This is a genomic window from Mycobacterium sp. NGS69 (assembly GCF_059812165.1).
Genome location: NZ_JCALCD010000002.1, coordinates 178,669 through 204,747 on the forward strand (window position 1 = coordinate 178,669; position 26,079 = coordinate 204,747).

A 26,079-nucleotide genomic window follows, 5' to 3' on the forward strand; every position below is an offset into this window, starting at 1 on the left:
TCTGCGTCTGCTCGCGCGGGAAAGGTCAGCCGTTCAGCGGCTTCAGCCGGATCGGCGCGGACCTCAACAGCCCCAGCGGGTCCACATACTCCGCGCGCGAGGCCGGACCCCACATCGCGCCCCAGTGCAGGCACGCCTCGGCCCGGCAGCCGGCATGCCCGGCCACCAGCGAACCGATCACGGACTCCGCCGTCACCGCCTGACCCACCCGCACGACCGCCCGGACCGGCTCGTAGCTGGTGCGCAGGCCGCCCGGATGGGCCAGCGACACCACCGGCCGCCCGGCCAGCTCCCCGGCGAACACCACGGTCGCCGCGCCGGCGGCATACACCGGCTGACCGGGGGAGCCGGGCAGGTCAACGCCCCGATGCCCGGGATGCCAGTCGGGCGAGGGGGCGCCGAACCCGCGGGCGACGGCCGGCGCCGGGCGCAGCGGCCAGTCCAGCCGCACGTCGTCGGCCCGCGCCGGCGCCGCGCACAGCAGTATCAGGATCAGGAGCATCGCCCGCCGCACCAGGCGAGTACAGAGCGGCCGGCGCGACCCCGCCAGTCACCGCTGTGGAAAAAGCACCTGCTGAGACGGTGTAAACTCCTGGTCGCAGCTCGTTAGCGGGCTGACTTCGCGCGCCTGCAACCAAGCGATTGCCGTGCGGTCCCGGCTCGGGCTTTTCCGAGGCGGGTGCGGCATTCCGCAGGCGCCAGGGCCCGGCCTCACCCGATGCCGGGCGACAACCGACAACAAAGGAATGGCGGCAATGGCTGTCGTAACCATGAAGCAGCTGCTCGACAGCGGCACCCACTTCGGGCATCAGACCCGTCGATGGAACCCCAAGATGAAGCGGTTCATCTTCACCGACCGCAACGGCATCTACATCATCGACCTGCAGCAGACGCTGACCTTCATCGACAAGGCGTACGAGTTCGTCAAGGAGACCGTCGCCCACGGTGGGTCGGTGCTGTTCGTCGGCACCAAGAAGCAGGCGCAGGAATCGGTCGCGGCCGAGGCCACCCGCGTCGGCATGCCCTACGTGAACCAGCGCTGGCTGGGCGGCATGCTCACCAACTTCTCCACGGTGCACAAGCGGCTGCAGCGCCTCAAGGAGCTCGAGGCGATGGAGCAGACCGGCGGCTTCGAGGGCCGCACCAAGAAGGAGATCCTGGGCCTGACCCGGGAGAAGAACAAGCTGGAGCGCAGCCTCGGCGGCATCCGCGACATGAACAAGGTGCCGTCGGCGATCTGGGTCGTCGACACCAACAAGGAGCACATCGCCGTCGGCGAGGCCCGCAAGCTGGGCATCCCCGTCATCGCGATCCTGGACACCAACTGCGACCCCGACGAGGTCGACTACCCGATCCCGGGCAACGACGACGCGATCCGCTCGGCCGCGCTGCTGACCAAGGTGATCGCCTCCGCGGTCGCCGAGGGCCTGCAGGCCCGCGCCGGCCTGGGCCGCGGCGACGGCAAGCCCGAGGCGGAGTCCGCCGAGCCGCTCGCCGAATGGGAGCAGGAGCTGCTGGCCTCCGCGACGACGACGGCCACCACCGGCGCCCCCACCGACGCGGGCGCAACCGAATCGACACCCACGGAAGGCTGAAATGGCGAATTTCACCGCTGCCGACGTCAAGCGGCTTCGGGAGCTGACCGGCGCCGGCATGTTGGACTGCAAGAACGCGCTGGCCGAGACTGACGGCGACTTCGACAAGGCCGTCGAGGCGTTGCGGATCAAGGGCGCCAAGGACGTCGGCAAGCGCGCCGAGCGGGCGACGGCCGAAGGCCTGGTCGCGGCCAAGGGCGGGGCGCTCATCGAGCTCAACTCCGAGACCGACTTCGTCGCCAAGAACGCCGAATTCCAGAAGTTGGCCAACGACGTGGTGGCCGCCGCGGCGTCCGCCCGGGCCACCGACGTCGACGCCCTGAAAGCGGCCAGCGCCGGCGCCACGACGGTCGAGCAGGCCATCGCCGACCTGTCGGCCAAGATCGGCGAGAAGCTCGAGCTGCGCCGGGTCGCGTTCTTCGACGGCACCGTCGAGGCCTACCTGCACAAGCGCGCCGCGGACCTGCCGCCCGCGGTCGGCGTGCTGGTCGAATACAGCGGCGCCGACGGCCAGGAGGCCGCGCACGCCGTCGCGCTGCAGATCGCCGCCCTCAAGGCGCGCTACCTGTCTCGCGACGACGTGCCCGAGGACGTCGTGGCCAGCGAGCGGCGCATCGCCGAGGAGACCGCCAAGGCCGAGGGCAAGCCGGAGCAGGCGCTGCCCAAGATCGTCGAGGGCCGGCTCAACGGCTTCTTCAAGGACGCGGTGCTGCTCGAGCAGCCGTCGGTGTCCGACAACAAGAAGACCGTCAAGGCCCTGCTCGACGAGGCCGGCGTCACGGTGACGCGGTTCGTTCGCTTCGAGGTGGGCCAGGCCTAGCTCCAAAGCGCGAGCGGCTAGCGTCGTGTCATGCGACGCGTGCACGCTTTCGGCGACGATGCCCTCGGTGACCTCGACGCGGTCGGCCTGGCCGACGCCTTAAGGGCCGGCTCGGTCGGCAGAGCTGAGGTCATCGACGCCGCCATCGCCCGCACCGAGGCCGTCGACCCGGCCCTCAACGGCCTGGCGTACGCGGCGTTCGAGCAGGCGCGCGCCGTCGCGTCGGCGGCCCCGCCGGACGGCTTCTCGCGGTTTTTTGAAGGCGTCCCCACGTTCATCAAGGACAACATCGACATCGCGGGCCAGCCGACGATGCACGGCACCGACGCGTGGCGGCCGTGGAACGCCACCTCCGACGGCGAGTTCACCCGGGTGTTCCTCGACACCGGGCTACTGCCCGTCGGCAAGACGCAGTTGTCGGAGTTCGGCTTCAGCGCCTCCGCCGAACACCCCCGCCTGGGCCCGGTCCGCAACCCGTGGGACACCGACTACAGCGCGGGCGCGTCGTCGTCGGGATCCGGCGCGTTCGTCGCCGCGGGCGTGGTGCCGATCGCGCACGCCAACGACGGTGGCGGCTCGATCCGCATTCCGGCGGCCTGCAACGGGCTGGTCGGGCTGAAGCCGTCGCGCGGCCGGTTGCCGCTGGACCCGCACCTGCGCCGGATGCCCGTGGGCGTCGTCGCCAACGGCGTGGTGACGCGGTCGGTGCGCGACACGGCGGCGTTCTACCGCGAGGCCGAGCGCGCCTGGCGTAACCACAAGCTGGCGCCGGTCGGCGACGTGACCGGGCCCGGCCGGCAGCGGCTGCGAATCGCCGTGCTGACCCGGTCAGTGCAACGGGAGAGCAGTCCGCAGGTGCGGGAGCTGACGCTCAAGTCGGCGGCGCTTCTCGAGGAGCTGGGCCACCGCGTCGAACACATCGACGAGCCGCCGGTGGCGGCCAGTTTTGTCGACGATTTCGTCTTGTACTGGGGGTTCCTGGCGCTGGCGCAGGTTCGCGGCGGCCCACGGATGTTCGGCAAGACGTTCGACCGCACGCGGCTCGACAGCCTGACCCTGGGCCTGGAGCGGCACTGCGTACGCAACCTCCACCGGCTGCCGGTGGCCGTCATGCGCCTGCGCCGCGCCCGGCGGCGCACCGCGCGGTTCTTCGGCACCCACGACGCGGTGCTGACGCCGACCCTCGCCGACGAGACGCCCCGCATCGGGCACCTGGCACCCACCGACTACCACCAGGTCATCGACCGGCTGATCGACTGGGTCTCGTTCACCCCGCTGCAGAACGTCACTGGCGAGCCGGCGATCTCGCTGCCGCTGGCGCAGTCGGCCGACGGCATGCCGGTGGGCATGATGCTCTCGGCCGACATCGGGCAGGAATCGCTGCTGCTCGAGCTGGCCTACGAACTCGAAGAGGCCCGGCCGTGGGCCCGCATCCAGGCCGCCGGCTAGTCCGATCCGAGCCTTTCGAGCATCCGCTTGAACTCGCGCTGCTGCGCGTCGGTCAGCTTGCTCAGGATCCGGGCATCGGCGGTCCGGACCGCGGCTTCCGCGCGCTTGAGCAGCGCCCGGCCCCGAACGGTCAGCGTGGCCGGTAACGCACGACCCGAGGAGACCGACGCCGGCCGTTCCACCGCGCCCACGTCCTGCAACCCGCGCAGCACGGTGTTCATCGCCTGGGGCGTGACGTTGGTGTGCCGCGCCAGCTCCGCGCTGGACATGCCCGGGTGCATCGAAAGGATGCGCAGGCAAACGAATTCGGGCAACGTCAGGCCCAGCGGACCGAGCACCGCGGAAACCTCCGGCCGCAGCACGGCCCCCACCCGGTACAGCAGATAACCGAGCGGAGCGTTTTCAACCTGACCACCCATGTCAGCGATCTTGACATATCCCGGGCGCTCGGCCGCGCACGTCGGCCGGTGCGGCTCGGCGGTGATTTTCTCGGCCGCTATGGGGTAACCCACGCCCATGGGCGATGCAACGGAAGTTACCGAACGGGTGGCTGAGCGCGCGCGGCGGGAAGCCGAGGCGTACCGCGGAGACAATCCCCGACCTCTGGAGGGCTACTCGGTGGTCCTGGGCATCTACGGCCTGCTGGTCGCGCTCGCGGGGGTCGTGGCCGCGGCCACCGGTCGAAGGTTGCCGGAGCGCTGGAGCCTGCAGGATCTCGCCACCGTCACCGTAGGCACCCACAAGCTGTCGCGGACGATCTCTAAGGACGCGGTGACCAGCCCGTTGCGGGCGCCCTTCGCGCGCTACGCGGGTACGGGCGGCCCGGCCGAGGTGATGGAGGAAACCCGGCACGGCAGCGCGCTGCGCCACAGCCTCGGCGAGCTGTTGACCTGCCCGTTCTGCCTCGACATGTGGGTGGCCACCGCGTTCGTCATCGGTCTGGTCTTCGCGCCGAGACCGACCCGCCTCATCGCGGGCACCTTCACCGCTCTGGCGGGCGCCGACTTTCTGCAGCTCGCCTACGCCAAGGCGCAGCAGATCACCGAGGGCTAACGGAGGAGCTTCATGCCCAAGACGACGAAGGGCGGCGCGCCTAAACGGGGCGAATTGCCGAGCACCCTGCGGCGTTCCGACGCCAAAGCGCAACGCACGTTCGCGAAAACCCACGACTCGGCCGCCGAGCAGTACGGCAGCGAGGAGCGCGCCCACCGGGTGGCCTATTCGGCGGTCAAGCACAGCTTCGAAAAGGTCGGCGATCACTGGGAGCCCAAAGACGAGAAGGGGCCATCCGACGAGCTGGCCGAGCGCGGCGGGCCGCGCAACACCGGCCGCTCGGCCGAAGGGGTCGACGCCAACGCCAGCAAGAAGCACCTGCTCGACGTGGCGCGCCGGCTCGACGTGCGCGGCCGGTCGACCATGAGTAAGCCGGAGCTCGTCGACGCGATCATGAAGGAGAACCGGCGGGTGCGCGGCCGCTGAACCGTGGGTGTTTAGGCCGACATTCGCTGGGCATCCCGAGTGCCATGGTCGCGTCTACGACTACCAGCCAACTCCGAAAGTGCCTCAACGACGTGGACTTTCCGGCCAACAAGCAAGACCTGCTCGACGCCGCGGACCGCAACGGCTGCGACGACGACACCGTCCGCGCGCTGCGCGGGATCCCGCCCGAGACCTACAACAACGTGGGCCAGGTCGCCTCGTCGGTGACCATTGCCGACGAAAACCAGGGCTCCTGAACGCGGTTCGCGCGCTAAAGAATCGGCCGGCCGCCGGTCACCGCCACCCGCGCTCCAGAGATGTAGCTGGCGTCGTCCGAGGCCAGCTGCACGTCGGCACCTTCGCGGGCGAACGCGATGGCGACGGCGCGGCCAATGCCGCTGTCGCCGCCGGTGACGATCGCCTTTTGCCCGTGAGCTTTCCCGAACCCCGGTAGCTGTTTTCGCCGCAATCCGGAATGGGCTTCATTTGCGCCTGGATGCCCGGAACGGTTTGTTGCTGAGCCGGAAAGGCCATTGCCACTTCCCCTTTCGTGATTCGGGTGACTTTTGCGATTGGAGGCGGTTGCCCCCCGGATAGGCAGGTGAGCTCTAGCTGCGGCTACCCGGTACGGCCGCAAATAATCACTCGCGACGGCAACCACTGATGCCCGTGTGAATTCTGGGGCGCGAAAAACGATCGGCGCGATTCGTTCGGGTTTAGCGGCGGGACCAAAGGGTTATGCGAAAACCCAGTGCGGTTATCGCCCTACGTGGGTGTTCGACACGAAAGGAAAACCATGAAGGTCACCAGAACAGCCGTCAAGAGTGCTATTGCTGCCGGCGGCATCGCGGCTGCCGGCGTTTTGGCAGCTGCAACCGCTTCCGCGGCGCCCAACATCCAGGGGTTCGGCATCAGCGAGCAACTCGTCGACGGGCCGATGATCACCAACTACACGGTGAGCAATTTGCAGCCCAGCAACGTCACGATCCCCGGCTACACCCCGAAGGGGACGCTCTACCAGGCGGACATCACCGCTCGGTCGGACGCTGGACTCGTCACCCCGATGGTCAAGGACTTCAGCGCCCGCGGGCCCAACGGTCAGACTTACAAGCTGATCGACAAGGCCGGGGCTCCCGGCAGCCTTAACCCGGCGCCGATCCCGCAGGGCCAGGAATCGACCGGCACCCTGTACTTCGACGTGACCGGCGCGCCGCCGAACGGCGTCGTCTACAACGACGGGTTGCAGGACATCCTGATGTGGACGTCGAACGTGCCCGGCGGCTCCTCGCCTGGCGTGCCGCCGAACGCGAGCCCGGCACCCGGCCAACCGCCGGCCCCGGCGCCCCACACCTGATCCGGTTGCAACATCTCCCCGCGCGACCCCGATTGCGCGGGGAGATTTGCGTAGACGGGAATCCCGCGCGGCCGAATCGGGTACCCGAAACCCATGAGTAACCCCGATCACAGACCAGCGGAAGTACGCGCGCAGGCCAAGCTCCACGCCAGGCGGGCGCGGGTAACCATGGACGAGCGGCGCAACAAGCAGGACGGCGGGATCAGCGGCTGGCTGGCCAAGCGCGCCGGCGAGTGGGACCTCAGCGGGCAGGACGAGACCACGCTGCAGCGCCAGAAGTTCTTCTGGAATGTGCTGGTGGACTACTGGTTCCGCATGGAGATCGACGGCTGGGAGAACATCCCCGAGCCGCCGGCTCTGTTGGTGGGCATCCATTCGGGCGCCCCGTTCGTCTGGGACGCCTGGACCGTCGGCCTGCAATGGTGGCGGCGCTTCGGCCAGGACCGCCCGCTGCACGGCACGGCACACGACGCGTTGATGGCCATCCCGCTCTTCGGGCGGTACTTCCGCTGCATGGGCGTGTTGCCCGCCGCGCCGGACGCGATCGCCACGGCGTTGGCCGAGGGTCGCGACGTGGCGCTGTGGCCCGGCGGGGAAGTGGACTCGCTGCGTCCGTGGAGCGAGCGCGATCGCGCAAACCTGGCCGGGCGAAAGGGATTCGTGAAAATGGCCGTTCGCGCCGGGGTGCCGATCGTGCCGATCGCGACCGTCGGCGGCGCGGACGCGATGCCGGTGCTGATCCGCGGTGACCGGCTGTCCAAGGCGCTCAAGCTCGATCGCGTGCTGCGGCTCAAGGTCTTCCCGCTGGCGGTCTCGCTGCCGTGGGGGATCGCCCCGGCGGCGCTGCCGCAGCTGCCGCTGCCGGCCAAGATCAGAACCCGCTTCATGCCCGCCGTCGAGCTCGACCACGATCCGGCGCGCGCCGAGGACGACGACTACGTCGAGGCCAAGTACCACGAGGTCGAAGACGCCATCCAGGAAGGCATGGACGCGCTGGCCCGCAAGCGGGCATTACCGCTGTTTGCCTGATTGGTTCGCGAAAGTCGCTGCGCGGCAACGCTATTGTGCGACGGGATCGGTGGCGGGCCGCGCCGTCGACGTCCAGACCGGGGTGAGCGTCGAGCCGCTGAGAATCCATTCCGGTCGTGGCGGTGTGGCCGCCATGTAGCCGACACCGCGGACGGTGTCGATCATCGCTTCGTGTTCCGGACCGAGCTTGGCGCGCAGGCGCCGCACGTGAACGTCGACCGTGCGGACGCGGCCGTTGCAGTCATAACCCCATACCTCGTGCATCAGCCGGGTGCGCGTGAACGCCCGGCCGGCATGCTGCACAAGGAAATTCAGCAACTTGAACTCGGTGAGCGTCAAGCCCAGGTCCCGGCCGTTCATCGAGGCCGTGAAGCTGGCCGGGTGCAGCAGCAGGTCGCCGAACTTCAGGCTGCCGGCCATCGCGCTGCGCCGACGCGAGATCGCCAGTCGCAGCCGGGCCTGCAGTTCGTCGGCTCCGGCGGCGGGCAACAGCACGTCGTCGAAGTGCCAGTCCACGTCCACCGCCATGAAGGCCGCCGGCGTCACCACGGCCACCACCGCGATGGACGGCGCGTCGGCCGTCAGGCGACGGCAGGCATCCCGGGCCGCGTCGAGGTCCGTGCGTGCGTCGATGATCGCGACGTCGGCGCTGCCGTGATGCCCGTCGATATGGCCGGTAAGGGGGGCGCGCCGCACCGTTTGCGTGAACGAACTCAGCCTAGGCAAGGCCGATTCGAAATCGTCTGCCTCGGTGAGCAGTAAAACTTCCAACGACATCTCCAAATTCGTGAGTTTGTCATCGCCCCCCACCCGTAGGCACCTCACGGTGAGATGTCTGCCAGCGCAGCGCTGAGTACCCCGTTCAGAGCAAAACCAAGCAAAGTTTATTGTGCGTGTGCGCAGGATCAACACTCTGGCCCGGGAAAGCCAATGGGTCCGGCCCGTTTTCACGGACCGGACCCATCGCAGCGACAAGCTACTGGTTGGCCTTCTGGCGCTCCTCGGCCGCCTCAGCGCCGCCGCGAGCGGCCTCCGCCTGCGCTTCCTTCTTCGCCGCGTCGCGCTGGGCTTCCGCCTTGTCCTGCTGGGCCTCGCCCTCGCGCGTGAGGTCATCCCGACCGGTCACCGCGCCGACTGCTTCCTTCGCCTTGCCCTTGACGTCCTCGACGACGCCCTTAACGGCTTCGGCAGGTCCCGAATTGTGGTCCGCCATGGATCTGTTCCTCCTCATTGGCGTACGTGGTTGAGCACTTCCCGCTCAACGCCGACCGCGCATGCGGTCGGCCCCGTCACACGGCGAGGCATGGTCCTTATTCTCAAGACCGTAGGTTCGCCCCCCGCGTTGGTGCGGATTCCCCGCCCCGCCGAGCGCTCAAACATCCGACACCGGAAGGAAAGCGAATTCACGCGAATCGCCAACTGCGCAGATAATGCACCCCGCCGGCGCAACATTGTGCTGCGATGAGGCAGGATGTGAAATGCCGTTCCGGATGAGTTCGCCCCGGAATGGCACTCTCATGCGAGGAGTCTGATGACGGAGCCGACCAACGGGGCTTCCGGCCAGCCGGAGAGCCGATCCAAGTATTCGAGAGTCTTGCTCAAGCTCGGCGGTGAAATGTTCGGCGGCGGCCAGGTCGGCCTGGACCCCGACGTGGTGGCGCAGGTCGCCCGCCAGATCGCCGAGGTGGTCCGCGGCGGTGTCCAGGTCGCGGTGGTGATCGGCGGCGGCAACTTCTTCCGCGGCGCGCAGCTTCAGCAGCGGGGCATGGAGCGCACCCGGTCGGACTACATGGGCATGCTGGGCACTGTCATGAACAGCCTCGCCCTGCAGGACTTTCTGGAAAAAGAGGGCATCGTCACGCGGGTCCAGACCGCGATCACCATGGGTCAGGTCGCCGAGCCGTACCTGCCGCTGCGCGCCGTCCGCCACCTGGAGAAGGGCCGGGTGGTGATCTTCGGGGCCGGCATGGGCCTGCCGTACTTCTCAACGGACACCACGGCCGCGCAGCGGGCGCTGGAGATCGGCGCCGAGGTGGTCTTGATGGCCAAGGCGGTCGACGGCGTGTTCTCCGCCGACCCGCGGCACCACCCCGAGGCGGAGCTGATCACCGCGATCAGCCATCGCGAGGTCATCGACCGCGGGCTGCGCGTGGCCGACGCCACGGCCTTCAGCCTGTGCATGGACAATGGCATGCCGATTCTGGTGTTCAACCTGCTGACCAATGGGAATATCGCTCGTGCGGTCGCTGGTGAGAAGATCGGAACGCTGGTTACGACCTGAGCACCACTGAGGGGAAGACGCGATGATTGACGAAGCTCTCTTCGACGCGGAAGAGAAGATGGAGAAGGCCGTATCCGTAGCCCGCGACGACCTGTCAACCATCCGAACCGGCCGCGCCAACCCGGGCATGTTCAACCGGATCGTCATCGACTACTACGGCACCAACACGCCCATCACGCAGCTGGCCAGCATCAACGTCCCCGAGGCGCGGCTCGTCGTCATCAAGCCCTACGAGGCCAGCCAGCTGCACGCCATCGAGACGGCGATCCGCAACTCCGACCTGGGCGTCAACCCCACCAACGACGGCACCCTGATCCGGGTGGCCGTGCCGCAGCTGACCGAGGAACGCCGCAGGGAGCTGGTCAAGCAGGCCAAGCACAAGGGCGAGGAGGCCCGCGTGTCGGTGCGCAACATCCGTCGCAAGGCGATGGAGGAGCTGCACCGGATCCGCAAGGACGGCGAAGCCGGCGAGGACGAGGTCGGCCGGGCGGAAAAGGATTTGGACAAGACCACCCATCAGTACACAACCCAGATCGATGAGTTGGTCAAGCACAAAGAAGGCGAGCTGCTGGAGGTCTAGCGGCCGCTCAGCAATCATGTCCGTGGCAACCACCGGCGCAGGCAACCCGCCCGACGAGTCCCCGCGTCCGCCCAGGAACCCTGAGCCGCGGCCGGCCCAGAAGACGTCGCGGGCGGGACGCGACCTGCGCGCCGCGATCGCGGTGGGCGTCAGCATCGGCGCCGTTCTCGTCGTCACGCTGATCTTCGCGCCCCACGTCTGGGTGGCCTACTGCGCCGGCGCCATCCTGGTCGCCAGCCACGAGGTGGTGCGCCGGCTGCGCGAGGCCGGATACGTCATCCCGCTCATCCCGCTGCTGATCGGCGGGCAGGTGACCGTCTGGCTGACGTGGCCGTTTCATGCCGCCGGCGCGCTGGCCGGCTTCGCGGCGACCGTGGTGGCCTGCAACGTCTGGCGGCTGTTCATGCAGGACAACAGCCACCGGCCCGAGCCGTTCGCCGGATCCCCGTCGGCGAACTACCTGCGCGACGCGTCCGCCACCGTCTTCCTGGCCGCCTGGGTCCCGCTGTTCGCCTCCTTCGCCGCGCTGCTGGTGTACCCGAAGGACGGCGCCGGACGGGTGTTCTGCCTGATGATCACCGTCGTCGCGTCCGACGTGGGCGGCTACGCCGTGGGCGTGCTGCTGGGCAAGCACCCGATGGTCCCGGCGATCAGCCCGAAGAAGTCCTGGGAGGGGCTGGTCGGATCGCTGGTCTTCGGCATCACCGCGGCGATCCTGACCGCGACCCTGCTGGCCGAGAAGCCGCTGTGGATCGGCGCGTTGCTGGGTGTGGTCCTCGTGCTGACCTGCACGCTGGGCGACCTGGTGGAGTCGCAGGTCAAGCGCGACCTCGGCATCAAGGACATGGGCCGGCTGCTGCCCGGCCACGGCGGCCTGATGGATCGCCTCGACGGGGTCCTCCCGTCGGCCGTCGCGGCCTGGATCGTGCTGACCCTGGTTCCCTAGTGGCGATCGCAAGCGCGGCGTAGCCGGGCGCTGGGGGTACCCCCGCGGAGCTGGGGGACGGGTCGCCACCATCGGACTAATCCGGCGATACTGGACAGGTCATGGTCCAACAACTGGTGTTCACCGATCCGCGCCCGAGTAAGCCGCCGCGGCACCTCGCCGACCTCGACGCCGCCGGCCGCGCGTCGGCCGTCGCCGAGCTCGGCCTGCCCGCCTTTCGCGCCAAGCAGCTCGCGCAGCAGTACTACGGCCGGCTGATCGCCGATCCCCGGCAGATGACCGACCTCCCGGCGGCCGTGCGCGAGGCGATCGCCGAGGCGATGTTCCCCAACCTGCTGACGGCGGCCACCGAAGTCACCTGCGACGCGGGGCAGACGCGAAAGACGTTGTGGCGGGCCCTCGATGGCGCGACCGTCGAGTCGGTGCTGATGCGCTACCCGGACCGCAACACGGTGTGCATCTCGTCACAGGCCGGCTGCGGCATGGCCTGCCCGTTCTGCGCCACCGGCCAGGGCGGCCTGACCAGGAACCTGTCCACCGCCGAGATCCTCGAGCAGGTGCGCGCCGGCGCCGCGGCGCTGCGCGACGAGTTCGGCGACCGGCTGTCGAACGTGGTTTTCATGGGCATGGGGGAGCCGCTGGCGAACTACAACCGGGTGCTGGCCGCGGTCCGGCGCATCACCGAGGCGCCGCCGCAGGGCTTCGGGATTTCGGCGCGCTCGGTGACGGTGTCGACGGTCGGCCTGGTGCCAGCGATCCGCAAACTCGCCGACGAACGGCTCGGGGTCACCCTGGCGCTGTCGTTGCACGCGCCCGACGACGAGCTGCGCGACACGCTCGTCCCGGTCAACAACCGGTGGAAGATCGCCGAGGCCCTCGACGCGGCCCGCTATTACGGCGACGTGACCGGCCGGCGGGTCTCGGTCGAGTACGCGCTGATCCGTGACGTCAACGACCAGCCCTGGCGGGCGGACCTGCTGGGTAAGCGGCTGCACGGCGCGCTCGGCCCGCTGGTGCACGTGAACCTGATCCCGCTGAACCCAACGCCGGGCAGTGACTGGGACGCGAGCCCGAAGGCCGTCGAGCGCGAGTTCGTGCGGCGCGTCCGGGCCGCCGGGGTTTCCTGCACGGTGCGGGATACGCGCGGGCGTGAGATCAGCGCCGCGTGCGGACAGCTGGCCGCCGAAGGCGCGTAGTCGGCGATCTGAACCGCGAGGGCGTCCCCCGCGTCATTTAGGCATAACACCAGCAAACGAGGTGATGCCATGTTCGTTCGGTTCTTGACCCCGCTCAAGCTCTTTGCCGCGGCGCTTTTCGCCGCCGCCCTGATCTTCGGGCTCGCCGACGCGCCGCGCTCCGCGGCTGCCGACGACCGCCTGCAATTCACCGCGACCACGCTCAGCGGGGCGCCGTTCAACGGAGCCAGCCTGCAGGGCAAACCGGCGGTGCTGTGGTTCTGGACGCCGTGGTGTCCGTTCTGCAACGCCGAGGCCCCCGGCGTCAGCCAGGTGGCCGCGGCCAACCCCGGCGTCACCTTCGTCGGCGTCGCGGCGCACTCGGACGTGGGGGCGATGCAGAACTTCGTCTCCAAGTACGGCCTGAATTTCACCAACCTCAACGACGCCAACGGCTCGATCTGGGCCCGCTACAACGTCCCCTGGCAGCCGGCCTACGTGTTCTACCGGGCCGACGGCAGCTCGACGTTCGTCAACAACCCCACCTCGGCGATGCCCCAGGACGAGCTGGCCGCCCGGGTGGCCGCGCTGCGCTGATCCCGTGGATCGAGGTCTGGTCGGTCTGGCGTTCGCCGCCGGACTGGTCGCCGCGCTGAACCCGTGCGGGTTCGCCATGCTGCCCGCGTACCTGCTCCTCGTGGTGCGCGGCCGGTCGGCGACCAACCCCATCGGCGCGGTGGGCCGCGCTTTCGCGGCCACCGTGGGGATGGCGCTCGGCTTCCTGACGGTGTTCGGCTTGTTCGGCGCGCTGACCATATCGGCGGCCTCGACCGTGCAGCGATACCTGCCCTACGGGACCGTGGTCATCGGCATTGTGCTTGTCGCGCTCGGGGTTTGGCTGCTCTCGGGTCGGGAGCTGACGGCGCTGACCCCCCGGCAACTGGGCCCGCGCTGGGCCCCGACCGTGCGGCTCGGCTCCATGTACTCCTACGGCGTCAGCTATGCGATCGCGTCGCTGTCGTGCACCATCGGGCCGTTCCTGGCCGTCACCGCCGCCGGCTTGCGGGGCGGGTCCCCGGCCACGGGCGTCTCGGTCTACCTCGCCTACGTCGCGGGGCTGACGCTGGTGGTGGGCGCCCTCGCCGTCGCGGCGGCGACGGCGAGCTCGGCGCTGGCCGACCGGCTGCGGCGGGTGCTGCCGTTGGTCAACCGGATCGGTGGGGCGCTGCTCGTGCTCGTCGGCTCGTACGTCGGCTATTACGGCGTCTACGAGCTGCGCCTGTTCAACACGAATGCCAACCCCGACGACGCGGTGATCCGCTCCGCCGGCCGCCTGCAGGGCGCGCTGGCCGGCTGGGTGCACCAGCACGGCCTCCTGCCCTGGGCGGTGGCCCTGTCCGTCATCGTGGTCGGCGCGGCCGCGGCCGCCTGGCGACGGCGGGTCCGGAGCCGACACCATCGCGACACTTGTCACGACATCAAAATGGTGTCACCATGACACCATGGATCTGCAACCGTACGTCGACGCCGTCCGCCAGGACTTACTCGCAGCCGCGGCGGCGGCCGGCTCGGAAGCGCAGGAGCTGGCCGGGCGGCTGACCGCGCCGCTGGACGCGGCGATGCGGCTGGCGCTGCTGGAAGCCCTGTCGGCCGCCGCCGAGGAGATCACCGGCGAGCTGGCTCCCGGGTCCGTCGAGGTCCGGCTGCGCGGCCGCGACCCCGAGTTCATCGTCAGCGGCTTGGAAGACGAGCCGCCCGACGATCGCGCCTTCGTCGCGCAATACGACGACGACGGCGGCACCTGGCGGGTCACGCTGCGCCTCCCGGAGGGGCTGCGGTCGGCGGTCGAGTCGGCCGCCCGCCGCGACGGCGCCTCGTTGAACGCCTGGCTGGTGCGTGCGGCCGCCATGGCCAGCCATGGCGACGGTCAGGCGTCCGCCAAGGGCCACTCCGGCCGAACCTCCGGCCACCGCGTCACCGGCTGGGTGCGCTGACACCACCGAACACACCGTCCATCGAAGGAGATCAGAATGCCGACGTTCGCCACCCCCGAGCCGATCGCCGTGAGCATCGAGGCCAGGAACGGTTCGATCCGGCTCGTGGCCGCCGACCGAGCCGACACCGTCGTCGAGGTGCGGCCCCACGACGAATCGCGCAGCGCCGACGTCTCCGCCGCGGAGCACACACGCGTGGACTTCCGCGACGGCAAGCTCATCGTTTCCGGCGCCAAGCGCGGGATGACACCTTTCCGGGACGCCGCCGTCGACGTCGACATCGCGCTGCCCGCACGCTCGCGGCTGCACGCGTCGCTGGCGTCGGCCGACCTGCGCGCCGAGGGCGAGTTCGGCGACGTTCGGGTCGCGTCGGCCAGCGGCAACGCCGAGGTGGACTCCGTGACGGGAAAGTTCAAGGCCACCACCGCGTCCGGGTCCATCAGCGTGCGCGCGGTGTCCGGCGGCGCGTCGATCGCCACCGCGTCGGGCGACGTGACGGTCGGGGACCTGGACGGCGATTTGAAGTTCAAGGCCGCCAGCGGCTCGCTGCGCGTCGACCGGCTGAGCGGCTATGTGAAGTCGCGGACCGCCTCGGGGTCGGTTGACGTCGCGGCCGCCGTCCGGGGCGGGGTGTCGGCCCACGCCAGCAGCGGCGAGGTCACGGTCGGCATCGCCGAGGGCACGGCGGTCCGGCTGGACATCGTTACCGGATCGGGCGTCCTCAGCAGCGAACTGGAGCCATCCGACGGCCCGCGACAGGGCGACGAAAAGTTCGCCCTAACCGTGCGCAGCGGTTCGGGTGACGTGAGCATTCACCGGACGAAGACGGCGAACGCTACCTGATCCAGCCGCGGCGGCGGCCCCAGAGATCGCGCACCAGCACGACGAGGGTGAGGGCGGCGAAGCCGATCAAAAACCAGTTCTCGACGTGGCCGACGTGGTTCCCCCACATCATCGCCAGCAGGAATATGACGGCGAACGCCCCGACCGCGTGCCAGGTGCGGACGTTGATCTTGCTCCACCCCCAGGCCGCCGACGGCACCTCGGCGACGTCGACGCCGTTGTAGTGCTCCACCTCGGTACTGGCCACGGCGAATCCTCTTTCCTGTCGGCTGCTCCCGTGGAGATTCTGGCACACCCGCTGCGAGAGCGTGGGGGGCACAATGAGTGGGTGACTAACGCGACTGCCGGGGGCCGCCTGCGCGTGTTGGTGCTGGGCAGCACCGGCTCGATCGGCACCCAGGCGCTGGAGGTCATCGCGGCCAACCCCGACCGCTTCCAGGTGGTCGGGCTGGCCGCCGGGGGCGCCAAACCCGAGGCCCTCGCGCGTCAGCGCGCCGAGACCGGGGTCACCAACGTCGCCGTCGCCGACGAGCGTGCGGCGCAGCAGCTCGGGGACGTCGCCTACAGCGGCCCGGACGCGGCGACCCGGCTGGTCCAGGAGACCGACGCCGACGTCGTCCTCAACGCCCTGGTCGGGGCGCTGGGCCTGCAGCCCACGCTGGCGGCGCTCGACTCGGGGGCCCGGCTGGCGCTGGCCAACAAGGAATCGCTGATCGCCGGGGGGCCGCTGGTGTTGCGGGCGGCGCGGCCGGGCCAGCTCGTGCCCGTCGACTCCGAGCACTCGGCGCTGGCGCAGTGCCTGCGCGGTGGCGCCCCAGAGGAGGTCGCCAAACTGGTGCTGACCGCGTCGGGCGGGCCGTTTCGCGGCTGGGCCGCCGCCGACCTCGAGGCCGTCACGCCCGAGCAAGCGGGCGCCCACCCGACCTGGTCGATGGGCCCGATGAACACGCTGAACTCGGCGTCGCTGGTCAACAAGGGGCTCGAGCTCATCGAAACCCACCTGCTGTTCGGCGTTCCCTACGACCGCATCGACGTCGTCGTGCACCCTCAGTCGATTGTTCATTCGATGGTCACCTTCGTCGACGGCTCGACGATCGCCCAGGCCAGCCCTCCGGACATGAAGCTGCCCATTTCCCTGGCCCTGGGCTGGCCGGCCCGGGTGGCGGGCGCCGCCCCCGCCTGCGACTTCAGCACCGCGTCTAGCTGGGAATTCGAGCCGCTGGACAACGACGTTTTCCCCGCCGTCGAGCTGGCCCGGCACGCCGGTCAGACCGGCGGCTGCATGACCGCCGTCTACAACGCGGCCAACGAGGAGGCCGCGGAGGCGTTCCTGAACGGCAGGATCGGCTTCCCCGCGATCGTCCGCACCATCGCCGAGGTGCTGCGCGCTGCCGACCAATGGGCCGCGGAACCCGCTACCGTGGATGAGGTACTGGACGCGCAGCGCTGGGCACGTGAGCGAGCGCAGCGCGCTGTCAGAAAGGTCCTAGTAACCCGATGATGTTCGCAATCGGCATTGTGCTGTTCGCGCTCGCCATCCTGATCTCGGTGGCCCTGCACGAGTGCGGCCATATGTGGGTCGCGCGCGGCACCGGCATGAAGGTGCGCCGCTATTTCGTCGGCTTCGGGCCCACGCTGTGGTCGACCCGGCGCGGGGAGATCGAGTACGGCATCAAGGCCGTTCCGCTGGGCGGCTTCTGCGACATCGCCGGGATGACCCCGGTCGAGGACCTCGAGCCCGACGAGGCCGACCGCGCGATGTACAAGCAGGCGACCTGGAAGCGGGTGGCGACGCTGTTCGCGGGCCCGGGCATGAACTTCGTCATCTGCCTGGTCCTGATCTACGGCATCGCGCTGGTCTGGGGGCTGCCCAACCTGCACCCGCCCACCAAGGCCATCATCGGCGAAACCGCTTGCGTCGCACCGGAAACCGCTCCGGGCAAGCTCGGCAACTGCACCGGGGCCGGTCCGGCGGCGACCGCCGGAATCCGCCCCGGCGACGTCGTGGTCAAGGTCGGCGACACCCCGGTGTCGACGTTCGAGGACATGGCCGCCGCGGTGCGCAAGCTGCACGGCACGGTTCCCGTCGTCGTCGAGCGCGACGGCACCACCATCACCACCTACGTCGACGTGACCCCCACCCAGCGCTTCCTGACCAAGGGCGCCAAGGGCCAGCCGGAGGCCTCCACCGTCGGCGCCATCGGAGTCGGCACGGTCCGGGTCGCGCCCACGCACTACAACGTCCTGTCGGCGATCCCGGCCACCTTCGCGTTCGCCGGCGACCTGACCGTCGAGGTGGGCAAGGCGCTGGTGACCATCCCGACGAAGGTCGGTGCGCTGGTGCACGCCATCGGCGGCGGCCAGCGCGACCCGGGAACCCCGATGAGCGTCGTCGGCGCCAGCATCATCGGCGGCGACACCGTCGACCACGGGCTGTGGGTGGCGTTCTGGTTCTTCCTGGCGCAGCTGAACCTCATCCTGGGCGCCATCAACCTGGTGCCGCTGCTGCCCTTCGACGGCGGCCACATCGCCATCGCGGTGTTCGAGAAGATGCGCAACCTGATCCGTTCGGCCCGCGGCATGGTCGCGGCCGCGCCGGTGAACTACCTCAAGCTGATGCCCGCCACGTACGTGGTGTTGGTGTTCGTGGTCGGCTACATGCTGCTGACCGTGACCGCCGACCTCGTCAACCCGATCAGGCTGTTCCAGTGACCAGCCTGGGCATGCCGGACTCCCCGCCGCCGACGCTGGCACCGCGGCGCAAGACGCGGCAACTGATGGTCCGCGACGTCGGGGTCGGCAGCGACCACCCGATCTCGGTGCAGTCGATGTGCACCACCAAGACACACGACGTCAACACGACGCTGCAGCAGATCGCGGAGCTGACCGCCGCCGGCTGCGACATCGTCCGGGTCGCGTGCCCGCGCCAGGAGGACGCCGACGCGCTGGCCGAGATCGCGCGGCACAGCCAGATCCCGGTGATCGCCGACATCCACTTCCAGCCGAAGTACATCTTCGCCGCCATCGACGCCGGCTGCGCCGCGGTGCGGGTGAACCCCGGCAACATCAAGGAATTCGACGGCCGCGTCGGCGAGGTCGCCAAGGCCGCGGCGGCGGCCGGCATCCCGATCCGCATCGGCGTCAACGCCGGCTCGCTGGACAAGCGGTTCATGGAGAAGTACGGCAAGGCAACCCCCGAGGCGCTGGTCGAGTCCGCGCTGTGGGAGGCCTCGCTGTTCGAGGAGCACGGCTTCGGCGACATCAAGATCAGCGTCAAGCACAACGATCCGGTCGTGATGGTCGCCGCCTACGAGCAGCTGGCCGCGCAATGTGACTACCCGCTGCACCTCGGTGTCACCGAGGCCGGCCCGGCCTTCCAGGGCACCATCAAGTCGGCGGTCGCGTTCGGCGCCCTGCTGTCGCGGGGGATCGGCGACACCATCCGGGTGTCGCTGTCCGCGCCGCCGGTCGAGGAGGTCAAGGTCGGCATCCAGATCCTCGAGTCGCTGAACCTGCGGCCCCGCGGGCTCGAGATCGTGTCCTGCCCCTCGTGCGGGCGCGCGCAGGTCGACGTCTACACGCTGGCCAACGCGGTCACCGCCGGCCTGGACGGGCTCGACGTCCCGCTGCGGGTCGCCGTGATGGGCTGCGTCGTCAACGGTCCGGGCGAGGCCCGCGAGGCCGACCTGGGCGTCGCGTCGGGAAATGGCAAGGGACAGATCTTCGTTCGCGGCGAGGTGATCAAGACCGTGCCCGAGGCGCAGATCGTCGAGACGCTGATCGAGGAGGCCATGCGGTTGGCCTCCGAAATGGAAACGGGTCACGGACCGGGAACAGAATCGAGCGGTTCGCCGATTGTGACCGTAAGCTGATAGGGGCCCGCGCCCAGCTCTGATCTTCAGTTCGCACCACAGAGAGTTCCCCCGATGTCGGCTCCGCCCATCTTTCGCCTTGTCGGCGAGCGGCGGGTGTCCGTGGTGCGTGACGCCGCCGCCGTCTGGCGGGTGCTGGGCGACGACCCGGTGGGCTCCTGCATGGTCGCGGCCCGGGTGGCCGACCACGGCATCGAGCCCACTGCGATCGGCGGCGAACTGTGGACGCGCCGCGGCCCCGACGAATCGCTGTGCTTCGCCGGCGCCAACCTCATCCCGCTGCGCGGCGGACCGGCCGACCTGAACGCCTTCGCCGACGAGGCGATGAGCGCCACGCGGCGCTGTTCCTCGCTGGTCGGCCGGGCCCACTTGGTGATGCCGATGTGGGAGCGCCTCGAGTCGGCCTGGGGCCCGGCGCGCGACGTGCGTGACGACCAGCCGCTGATGGCGCTGACCAGCCACCCGAACTGCGACATCGACCCCGGCGTTCGGCAGGTGCGACCGGACGAGCTGGACGCCTACCTGGTGGCCGCAGTCGACATGTTCATCGGCGAGGTCGGCGTCGACCCGCGGCTCGGCGACGGCGGGCGCGGCTACCGCCGGCGGGTGGCCAGCCTGATCGCGGCCGGCCGGGCCTGGGCCCGCTTCGAGCACGGTCAGGTGATCTTCAAGGCCGAAGTCGGGTCGCAGTCGCCGGGCGTCGGTCAGATCCAAGGGGTTTGGGTGCACCCGGAGTGGCGCGGCCAGGGGCTGGGCACAGCGGGCACCGCGACGGTGGCCGCCGTGATCGTGGCTACCGGGCGGGTCGCCAGCCTGTACGTGAACAGCTTCAACACCGTCGCCCGCGCCGCGTACGCGCGGGTGGGCTTCGCCGAAGTCGGCACTTTCGCGACGGTCCTGCTGGACTGAGGTCCTTCTCCCGCGAGCGTCACTCTGGCGCACAGCTCGGCAGCCCAATCCGCGCATAACGGTCAGGTCTCGGTGTGTCGGCGCTTGTCGGCGGCCCAGCATTCATAACATCTGTACCGATGGTCACAAAAACCCCACTGGTATCGGCCGCGACGAGTCTGCTGCTCGTCGCGTCGGTCGGCCTGTCCGGCTGCACCCCGCGGCCCGACGGCCCGGGCCCGGCCGCCGAGAAGTTCTTCGGCGCCTTGGCAATCGGGGACACCGCGACGGCCGCGCAGCTCGCCGACAACCCCAACGAGGCCCGCGAGGCGCTCAACGCGGCCTGGTCCGGTCTGCAGGCCACCCACCTGGACGCGCAGGTCCTCAGCTCGAAGTACGCCGAGGACACCGGCACCGTCGACTACCGCTTCACCTGGCACCTGCCCAAGAACCGGACCTGGAGCTACGACGGCCAGCTGAAGATGGCCCGCGACGAGGGGCGCTGGGAGGTCCGGTGGACCCCGACCGACCTGCATCCGCGGCTGGGCGAGCATCAGACGTTCGCGCTGCGCGCCGATCAGCCGCGGCGCGCGTCGGTCAATGAACTCGGCGGCAGCGACGTGCTGGCGCCGGGCTACCGCTATCACTACACGCTGGACGCCGCCGCGGCCGGACCGCCACAGTCGCTGAGCTTCACCACCCACACGATCGTCGACGTGCTGCGGCCGTTCAACGACACGTTGACCGACCCGCAGCTGCTCGCCGAGCGGGCCAGCTCGACGACCAACCAGGTGGACCTGGGCGTCACGCTGCTGCCCGCCGACAACGACAAGGTCTTTCCCGCGATCGGCCGGCTGCCCGGCATCGTCGTCACGCCACAGCCCGAAATGCTGCCCACCGACCCGCATTTCGCGCCGGCCGTCATCGGCGAGGTGAAAAAAGCCGTGACGGACCAGCTGGACGGCCAGGCGGGCTGGCGGGTGGTCAGCGTCAACCAGAACAACGTCGACGTCGCCGTGCTGCACGAGGTCGAGGGGTTGCCGGCGCCGTCGGTGTCGATCACGCTCGACCGGGTCGTGCAGAACGCCGCGCAGCGCGCCGTGGACAACAAGGGCGGCAAGGCGATGATCGTCGCGATCAAGCCGTCGACGGGGGAGATCCTCGCGATCGCGCAGAACAAGGGCGCCGACGCCGACGGCCTGCCGGCCACCAACGGCCTGTTCCCGCCCGGGTCGACGTTCAAGATGATCACGGCGGGCGCCGCGATCGACCGCGACATGGCCACGCCCAACTCGATGCTGGGTTGCCCGGGCCATATCGACATCGGGCATCGCACCATCCCCAACTACGGCGGCTTCGACCTGGGCGTGGTGTCCATGTCGCGCGCGTTCGCCAGTTCGTGCAACACCACGTTCGCGGAGCTGAGCAGCAGGATGCCGCCCCGCGGCCTGACCCAGACGGCCACCCGCTACGGCATCGGGCTCGACTACACCGTCGACGGCCTCACCACCGTGACCGGGTCCGTGCCGCCGACGGTGGACCTGGCCGAGCGCACCGAGGACGGCTTCGGCCAGGGCAAGGTGCTGGCGAGCCCGTTCGGGATGGCCCTGGTGGCGGCCACCGTCGCGGCCGGCAAAACCCCGGTGCCGCAGCTGATCGCCGGGCGCCCGACGACGGTCGAGGGCCCGAACGTCCCAGACACCCCGATCAGCCCGAAGATGGTCGACGCGCTGCGGCCCATGATGCGGCTGGTGGTGACCAACGGGACCGCCAAGGAGATCAACGGCTGCGGCGAGATCTACGGGAAGACCGGTGAGGCCGAGTTCCCGGGCGGATCGCACTCCTGGTTCGCCGGGTACCGCGGCGACCTCGCCTTCGCCGCGCTGATCGTCGGGGGCGGCAGCTCGGAGTGGGCGGTTCGGATGACGAAATTCATGTTCGAGTCCATGCCGCCGGGCTACCTGGCCTGAACTGCCCGGCCCCCGGGGGCGGGCAACAGCGGTAAATTGCGAACATGACCGATACCGGCGGGGACATGCTGGCGCTCCGGGTCTCCGACGCCGACCGGAACGGCACGATGCGCCGGCTGCACAACGCCGTCGCGCTCGGCCTGATCGACATCGACGAGTTCGAGCAGCGCTCCACCCAGGTCTCCTACGCGCGCACCCGAAGCGAGCTGGACGGGCTGGTCGGTGACCTGCCCGGGCCCGGCGCGTTCGTCTCGTCCGCGGCCGACCGGGTGGAGCTGCGCGGCTGGGCCGGTTCGCTGAGGCGCCACGGCGAGTGGACCGTGCCCACCCGGCTGGCGCTGGTGCGCCGGCTCGGCTCGGTGCACCTCGACCTCACCAGGGCCCGATTCGCGGGGCCGGTGGTGATCATCGAGCTCGACATGAGGTTCGGCTCGGTGGAGGTCCGCTTGCCCGACGGCGCCAGCGCGTCGATCGACGACGTCGAGGTCTACGTGGGCAGCGCCAGCGACCGTCGCAAAGGCGCGCCGGGCGAGGGCACGCCGCATGTCGTGTTGACGGGCCGGGTGGTGTGCGGGTCGCTGATCATCCGCGGGCCGCGGCGCTCGTTGCTGCGCCGCCGCTCCGGTTGATCGGCTTTGCGTGTGAACTGACGGCGTTACGTGTGAATTGGCGGCGGCGATTGTGAAGCCGTGGCGCCCTGCGCTCACACTCCAAGCCGCTGACGCACACGCGCCGCACCGGGCGGGCGCCTATTAAGCTGGCCTGCATGCCAGCTCGCACCGCGCTTTCCCCCGGCGTGATATCACCGACTCTGCCGGTGCCCGGACGCATCCCCCGCCCCGAGTACGTCGGCAAGCCGACGGCCCGGGAGGGCAGCGAGCCGTGGGTGCAGACGCCCGAGGTGATCGAGAAGATGCGCGTCGCGGGCCGCATCGCGGCCGGCGCCCTGGCCGAGGCGGGCAAGGCGGTCGCGCCCGGGGCGACGACCGACGAGCTCGACCGGATCGCCCACGAGTACATGATCGACAACGGCGCCTACCCGTCGACGCTGGGCTACAAGGGCTTCCCGAAGTCGTGCTGCACGTCGCTCAACGAGGTCATCTGCCACGGCATCCCCGACTCGACGGTGATCGAGGACGGCGACATCGTCAACATCGACGTCACCGCCTACATCGACGGGGTGCACGGCGACACCAACGCGACGTTCCTGGCCGGCGACGTCGCCGAGGAGCACCGGCTACTCGTGGAGCGAACCCACGAGGCGACGATGCGCGCGATCAACGCCGTCAAACCGGGCCGCGCGCTGTCGGTGGTCGGCCGGGTCATCGAGTCGTACGCAAACCGGTTCGGGTACAACGTCGTTCGTGACTTCACCGGCCACGGCATCGGCACCACCTTCCACAACGGCCTGGTGGTGCTGCACTACGAGCAGCCCTCCGTGGCGACGGTCATCCAGCCGGGAATGACGTTCACCATCGAGCCGATGATCAACCTCGGCGCGCTGGACTACGAGATCTGGGACGACGGCTGGACCGTGGTGACCAAGGACCGCAAGTGGACCGCCCAGTTCGAGCACACCCTGCTGGTCACCGACACCGGCGTCGAGATCCTCACTTGTCTCTAGCGCGAGCAGTCGCAGAATCGCACGATTTCCTCCCGGAAAGTGCGATTCTGCGTCTGGTCGCCACAGAAAGGTGAGCGGGGCTCTGCTGGTCGCCGGCACCAGCTCCGACGCCGGCAAATCGGTGGTGGTGGCGGGCCTGTGCCGGTTGTTGGCGCGCAAGGGGATTCGGGTGGCGCCGTTCAAGGCCCAGAACATGTCCAACAACTCGGTGGTCACCGTCGAAGGCGGCGAGATCGGCCGCGCCCAGGCGATCCAGGCGCGCGCGGCGGGGCTGGAGCCCAGCGTGCGATTCAACCCGATCCTGCTCAAACCGGGCGGTGATCGGACGTCGCAGTTGGTGATCCGGGGTCAGGTCGCCGAGTCGGTCACCGCCGCAGGCTATATCCGGCACCGCGACCGGCTCGCGGGCATCGTCGCACACGAACTGTCCTCGCTGCGAGACGAATTCGACGCGGTGATCTGCGAGGGCGCCGGCTCGCCGGCCGAGATCAACCTGCGGTCCACGGATTTGGCCAACATGGGGTTGGCCCGGGCCGCGAACCTGCCGGTGATCCTGGTCGGTGACATCGATCGCGGCGGCCTGTTGGCGCACCTGTTCGGGACGGTCGCGGTGCTCGAGCCCGACGACCAGGCGCTGATCGCCGGCTTCGTGGTCAACAAGTTCCGCGGCGACCCCGCGCTCCTGGAACCCGGCCTGCAGCAGCTGCAGGCGATGACCGGCCGCCCGACCTACGGGGTGCTGCCCTACGCCGAGGAGCTCTGGCTGGACGCCGAGGACTCGCTGTCGGTGGTCGCGAACCGCATCGTCGGCAGGCCCGCGCCGCCGCGCGGCGACCAGTGGCTGCGGGTTTCGGCGATCCGGCTGCCCCGCATCTCCAACTCCACCGACGTCGAGGCGCTGGCGTGCGAGCCGGGCGTGCTGGTGCGCTGGATCACCGATCCCGCCGACCTGGCCGACACCGACCTGGTCGTGGTTCCGGGCAGCAAGGCGACCGTCGCCGACCTGTCGTGGCTGCGGGAGCGCGGCCTGGCCGGCGCGATCGTCGACCACGCCCGGGCCGGCAAGCCGGTGCTGGGCATCTGCGGCGGGTTCCAGATGCTGTGCCGGCGCATCGAGGACACGGTCGAATCCGGCGCGGGGGCGCTCGCCGGCCTGGGCCTGCTGGACGCCGACATCGTCTTCGGCCAGGCCAAGGTCCTGCGGCGCCGGCAGCGGCCGCTCTCCGGATACGAAATTCATCACGGGCGGCTCGCCCGCTGCGCCGAGGAGACCTGGTTCGCACAGGACGCCGAACCCCAGGGTGTCGTGCGCGGCGCGGTCTACGGCACCCACTGGCACGGCCTGCTCGACAACGACGACTTCCGCCGGGGGTGGCTCTCCCGGGTCGCCGACGCGGCCGGCCGCGGCGGGTTCGTCGTCGCCGACACCGACGTCGCCGCGCGCCGCGATGCCCAACTCGACGCGATCGCGGACCTGCTGGCCGCCCATCTGGACGTCGACGCGGTCCTCGGGCTGCTCGACGGACCGCCGCCGCGACCGCCGATAACCAGCGCGTTACGCCAGTAGGTGAGGAGGAAACCTCGCGCACGCTGGCCTTTGACAGGTAACGTGCGTGGGTGCACTCGATGATGACCACGCTCGACGGATTCCCCGTCCCGGTGTCGGTAGCCGGGCCGGACAAGGGCGTCGTCGTCGTCATCCTCGGAGACCAGCAGCGTTCGCCGGTCGCCTATGACGCGGTGTGCGAGCGGCTGCACACCGCCTCGCTGCGGACGGTCGTCATCGGCCTCGATCCACGGCTGACCGCGAAATCGGTGGTCGGCATCCTCGACTCGCTGGGCATCCGCTGGGCCGTCGTCTTCGGCGACCGCGCCGGCGGCGAGCTCGCCTGGGAACTGGCGGCCACCCGGTTGGGCCGGTTCGTCGGCCTGGTCGTGATCGACCGCGGCCATCCGCGGGTGGCCGACCCCAAGGGCGTGGTGCTCGACGAGCACTGCCCGCCCGTGGAAATCGGCACCACCGTGTTGGTCAGCTCCGCGGCCGCCAAGGCGGTGGCCGACGCGAGCCAGCGGTACGTCTACGCCGAATACCGCGTGGTCGACCTGGGCCGGCGCACCGTGCAGGAGTCGACGGCGCAGCTGGCCGCCGAGATCGTCTTGCGCACCAGCACGTGGTAGCG

29 protein-coding genes and 2 pseudogenes are annotated in these 26,079 nt (G+C 69.8%); 25 read left to right on the forward strand and 6 right to left on the reverse strand.

Features of this window, described 5'->3' with window-relative positions; translation table 11 throughout:
* Nucleotides 1-31 precede the first annotated feature (31 nt).
* A pseudogene (locus tag AC5Y2S_RS06025) lies at nt 32-502 on the reverse strand (M23 family metallopeptidase); the annotation flags it as partial.
* A gap of 253 nt (nt 503-755) precedes the next feature.
* On the opposite strand from AC5Y2S_RS06025, the gene rpsB reads away from it, so the two are divergent.
* From rpsB to AC5Y2S_RS06040, 3 genes are read left to right on the forward strand one after another with little or no spacing between them, the layout of a single operon-like run.
* Nucleotides 756-1,595 carry a 30S ribosomal protein S2 gene (rpsB, locus tag AC5Y2S_RS06030; protein ID WP_499902601.1) on the forward strand — a complete coding sequence of 280 codons (840 nt, stop codon included), beginning with the start codon at nt 756-758 and terminating at the stop codon, nt 1,593-1,595.
* A gap of 1 nt (nt 1,596) precedes the next feature.
* On the forward strand, nt 1,597-2,415 hold the full coding sequence (tsf, locus tag AC5Y2S_RS06035; protein ID WP_499902600.1) for a translation elongation factor Ts: 819 nt from the start codon (nt 1,597-1,599) through the stop codon (nt 2,413-2,415).
* A gap of 30 nt (nt 2,416-2,445) precedes the next feature.
* Complete coding sequence (locus AC5Y2S_RS06040) at nt 2,446-3,864, forward strand: amidase (RefSeq protein WP_499954632.1); 1,419 nt, start codon at nt 2,446-2,448, stop codon at nt 3,862-3,864.
* Here the strand turns inward: AC5Y2S_RS06040 and AC5Y2S_RS06045 are convergent.
* Nucleotides 3,861-4,283, reverse strand: a complete 423-nt coding sequence (locus AC5Y2S_RS06045; protein ID WP_499954634.1) for a MarR family winged helix-turn-helix transcriptional regulator — start codon at nt 4,281-4,283, stop codon at nt 3,861-3,863. The genes AC5Y2S_RS06040 and AC5Y2S_RS06045 overlap by 4 nt on opposite strands.
* A 97-nt stretch (nt 4,284-4,380) precedes the next feature.
* Between AC5Y2S_RS06045 and AC5Y2S_RS06050 the strand changes: the two genes are divergently transcribed.
* The 3 genes from AC5Y2S_RS06050 to AC5Y2S_RS06060 are packed head-to-tail and all read left to right on the forward strand — an operon-like array spanning nt 4,381 to nt 5,600.
* The gene (locus AC5Y2S_RS06050; protein WP_499954636.1) at nt 4,381-4,917 is read left to right on the forward strand and encodes a DUF1360 domain-containing protein; all 537 of its coding nucleotides are present in this window, start codon (nt 4,381-4,383) and stop codon (nt 4,915-4,917) included.
* Nucleotides 4,918-4,929: 12 nt separating this feature from the next.
* Nucleotides 4,930-5,343 (forward strand): ChaB family protein, encoded by a 414-nt coding sequence (locus AC5Y2S_RS06055; RefSeq protein ID WP_499954638.1) that lies wholly within the window; start codon nt 4,930-4,932, stop codon nt 5,341-5,343.
* Nucleotides 5,344-5,387: 44 nt separating this feature from the next.
* Nucleotides 5,388-5,600: a DUF2795 domain-containing protein gene (locus tag AC5Y2S_RS06060; RefSeq protein WP_499954640.1), complete on the forward strand. Its 213-nt coding sequence runs from the start codon at nt 5,388-5,390 to the stop codon at nt 5,598-5,600.
* A 26-nt stretch (nt 5,601-5,626) separates the two neighbouring features.
* Here AC5Y2S_RS06060 and AC5Y2S_RS06065 read toward each other — a convergent pair.
* Nucleotides 5,627-5,877: pseudogene (locus tag AC5Y2S_RS06065) on the reverse strand (SDR family NAD(P)-dependent oxidoreductase); the annotation flags it as partial.
* A gap of 262 nt (nt 5,878-6,139) precedes the next feature.
* Between AC5Y2S_RS06065 and AC5Y2S_RS06070 the strand changes: the two are divergent.
* Nucleotides 6,140-6,697: an MPT63 family protein gene (locus AC5Y2S_RS06070; RefSeq protein ID WP_499902592.1), complete on the forward strand. Its 558-nt coding sequence runs from the start codon at nt 6,140-6,142 to the stop codon at nt 6,695-6,697.
* Nucleotides 6,698-6,790: 93 nt separating this feature from the next.
* Entirely contained in the window at nt 6,791-7,726 is a 936-nt protein-coding gene (locus AC5Y2S_RS06075) for a lysophospholipid acyltransferase family protein (RefSeq protein ID WP_499954642.1), read from the forward strand.
* 30 nt (nt 7,727-7,756) lie between these two features.
* On the opposite strand, the gene AC5Y2S_RS06080 is transcribed toward AC5Y2S_RS06075, so the two are convergent.
* Both AC5Y2S_RS06080 and mbp1 read right to left on the reverse strand, forming a co-directional pair.
* The gene (locus tag AC5Y2S_RS06080; protein WP_499954644.1) at nt 7,757-8,503 is read right to left on the reverse strand and encodes a winged helix-turn-helix domain-containing protein; all 747 of its coding nucleotides are present in this window, start codon (nt 8,501-8,503) and stop codon (nt 7,757-7,759) included.
* A 199-nt stretch (nt 8,504-8,702) separates the two neighbouring features.
* Complete coding sequence (gene mbp1 / locus AC5Y2S_RS06085; protein ID WP_499902589.1) at nt 8,703-8,939, reverse strand: microaggregate-binding protein 1; 237 nt, start codon at nt 8,937-8,939, stop codon at nt 8,703-8,705.
* A gap of 318 nt (nt 8,940-9,257) precedes the next feature.
* Here mbp1 and pyrH point away from each other — a divergent pair, with 318 nt between their 5' ends.
* The 8 genes from pyrH to AC5Y2S_RS06125 all read left to right on the forward strand — a co-directional run bounded on the left by pyrH (nt 9,258) and on the right by AC5Y2S_RS06125 (nt 15,545).
* On the forward strand, nt 9,258-10,007 hold the full coding sequence (gene pyrH, locus AC5Y2S_RS06090) for a UMP kinase (RefSeq protein WP_066930239.1): 750 nt from the start codon (nt 9,258-9,260) through the stop codon (nt 10,005-10,007).
* A 22-nt stretch (nt 10,008-10,029) separates the two neighbouring features.
* Complete coding sequence (gene frr, locus AC5Y2S_RS06095) at nt 10,030-10,587, forward strand: ribosome recycling factor (protein WP_499902588.1); 558 nt, start codon at nt 10,030-10,032, stop codon at nt 10,585-10,587.
* Between the two features lie 16 nt (nt 10,588-10,603).
* On the forward strand, nt 10,604-11,533 hold the full coding sequence (locus tag AC5Y2S_RS06100; RefSeq protein ID WP_499954646.1) for a phosphatidate cytidylyltransferase: 930 nt from the start codon (nt 10,604-10,606) through the stop codon (nt 11,531-11,533).
* A gap of 101 nt (nt 11,534-11,634) precedes the next feature.
* A complete protein-coding gene (rlmN, locus tag AC5Y2S_RS06105; RefSeq protein ID WP_499954648.1) occupies nt 11,635-12,729 on the forward strand; it encodes a dual-specificity RNA methyltransferase RlmN in 1,095 nt (364 codons plus the stop codon).
* A gap of 69 nt (nt 12,730-12,798) precedes the next feature.
* Nucleotides 12,799-13,305: a disulfide bond-forming protein DsbE gene (gene dsbE, locus AC5Y2S_RS06110; protein WP_499954650.1), complete on the forward strand. Its 507-nt coding sequence runs from the start codon at nt 12,799-12,801 to the stop codon at nt 13,303-13,305.
* Between the two features lie 4 nt (nt 13,306-13,309).
* Entirely contained in the window at nt 13,310-14,206 is an 897-nt protein-coding gene (locus AC5Y2S_RS06115; RefSeq protein WP_499954652.1) for a cytochrome c biogenesis CcdA family protein, read from the forward strand.
* A gap of 4 nt (nt 14,207-14,210) precedes the next feature.
* The gene (locus tag AC5Y2S_RS06120) at nt 14,211-14,702 is read left to right on the forward strand and encodes a YlcI/YnfO family protein (RefSeq protein ID WP_499902641.1); all 492 of its coding nucleotides are present in this window, start codon (nt 14,211-14,213) and stop codon (nt 14,700-14,702) included.
* Nucleotides 14,703-14,738: 36 nt separating this feature from the next.
* Nucleotides 14,739-15,545 (forward strand): DUF4097 family beta strand repeat-containing protein, encoded by an 807-nt coding sequence (locus AC5Y2S_RS06125; RefSeq protein WP_499954654.1) that lies wholly within the window; start codon nt 14,739-14,741, stop codon nt 15,543-15,545.
* Here the strand turns inward: AC5Y2S_RS06125 and AC5Y2S_RS06130 are convergent.
* Entirely contained in the window at nt 15,538-15,792 is a 255-nt protein-coding gene (locus tag AC5Y2S_RS06130; RefSeq protein ID WP_499954656.1) for a DUF2631 domain-containing protein, read from the reverse strand. The two genes, AC5Y2S_RS06125 and AC5Y2S_RS06130, sit on opposite strands and share 8 nt — an antisense overlap.
* Nucleotides 15,793-15,873: 81 nt before the next feature.
* On the opposite strand from AC5Y2S_RS06130, the gene dxr reads away from it, so the two are divergent.
* The 9 genes from dxr (at nt 15,874) to AC5Y2S_RS06175 (ending at nt 26,077) form a co-directional block, all read left to right on the forward strand.
* The gene (dxr, locus tag AC5Y2S_RS06135) at nt 15,874-17,046 is read left to right on the forward strand and encodes a 1-deoxy-D-xylulose-5-phosphate reductoisomerase (RefSeq protein ID WP_499954658.1); all 1,173 of its coding nucleotides are present in this window, start codon (nt 15,874-15,876) and stop codon (nt 17,044-17,046) included.
* Entirely contained in the window at nt 17,043-18,257 is a 1,215-nt protein-coding gene (locus AC5Y2S_RS06140) for a M50 family metallopeptidase (protein ID WP_499954660.1), read from the forward strand. The genes dxr and AC5Y2S_RS06140 overlap by 4 nt, the downstream gene beginning before the upstream one ends.
* An 11-nt stretch (nt 18,258-18,268) precedes the next feature.
* Nucleotides 18,269-19,417, forward strand: a complete 1,149-nt coding sequence (gene ispG, locus AC5Y2S_RS06145; RefSeq protein WP_499955661.1) for a flavodoxin-dependent (E)-4-hydroxy-3-methylbut-2-enyl-diphosphate synthase — start codon at nt 18,269-18,271, stop codon at nt 19,415-19,417.
* Between the two features lie 54 nt (nt 19,418-19,471).
* A complete protein-coding gene (locus AC5Y2S_RS06150) occupies nt 19,472-20,326 on the forward strand; it encodes a GNAT family N-acetyltransferase (protein WP_499954662.1) in 855 nt (284 codons plus the stop codon).
* 119 nt (nt 20,327-20,445) lie between these two features.
* Nucleotides 20,446-22,275, forward strand: a complete 1,830-nt coding sequence (locus AC5Y2S_RS06155; protein WP_499954664.1) for a penicillin-binding transpeptidase domain-containing protein — start codon at nt 20,446-20,448, stop codon at nt 22,273-22,275.
* A gap of 44 nt (nt 22,276-22,319) precedes the next feature.
* Entirely contained in the window at nt 22,320-22,904 is a 585-nt protein-coding gene (locus AC5Y2S_RS06160) for a DUF1707 SHOCT-like domain-containing protein (protein ID WP_499954666.1), read from the forward strand.
* Between the two features lie 137 nt (nt 22,905-23,041).
* Nucleotides 23,042-23,899, forward strand: coding sequence for a type I methionyl aminopeptidase (gene map, locus AC5Y2S_RS06165; RefSeq protein WP_499954667.1), 858 nt, complete (start codon nt 23,042-23,044; stop codon nt 23,897-23,899).
* 70 nt (nt 23,900-23,969) lie between these two features.
* On the forward strand, nt 23,970-25,466 hold the full coding sequence (locus AC5Y2S_RS06170; protein WP_499954669.1) for a cobyric acid synthase: 1,497 nt from the start codon (nt 23,970-23,972) through the stop codon (nt 25,464-25,466).
* Between the two features lie 59 nt (nt 25,467-25,525).
* Nucleotides 25,526-26,077 (forward strand): alpha/beta fold hydrolase, encoded by a 552-nt coding sequence (locus AC5Y2S_RS06175; protein WP_499902640.1) that lies wholly within the window; start codon nt 25,526-25,528, stop codon nt 26,075-26,077.
* Nucleotides 26,078-26,079: the final 2 nt, after the last annotated feature.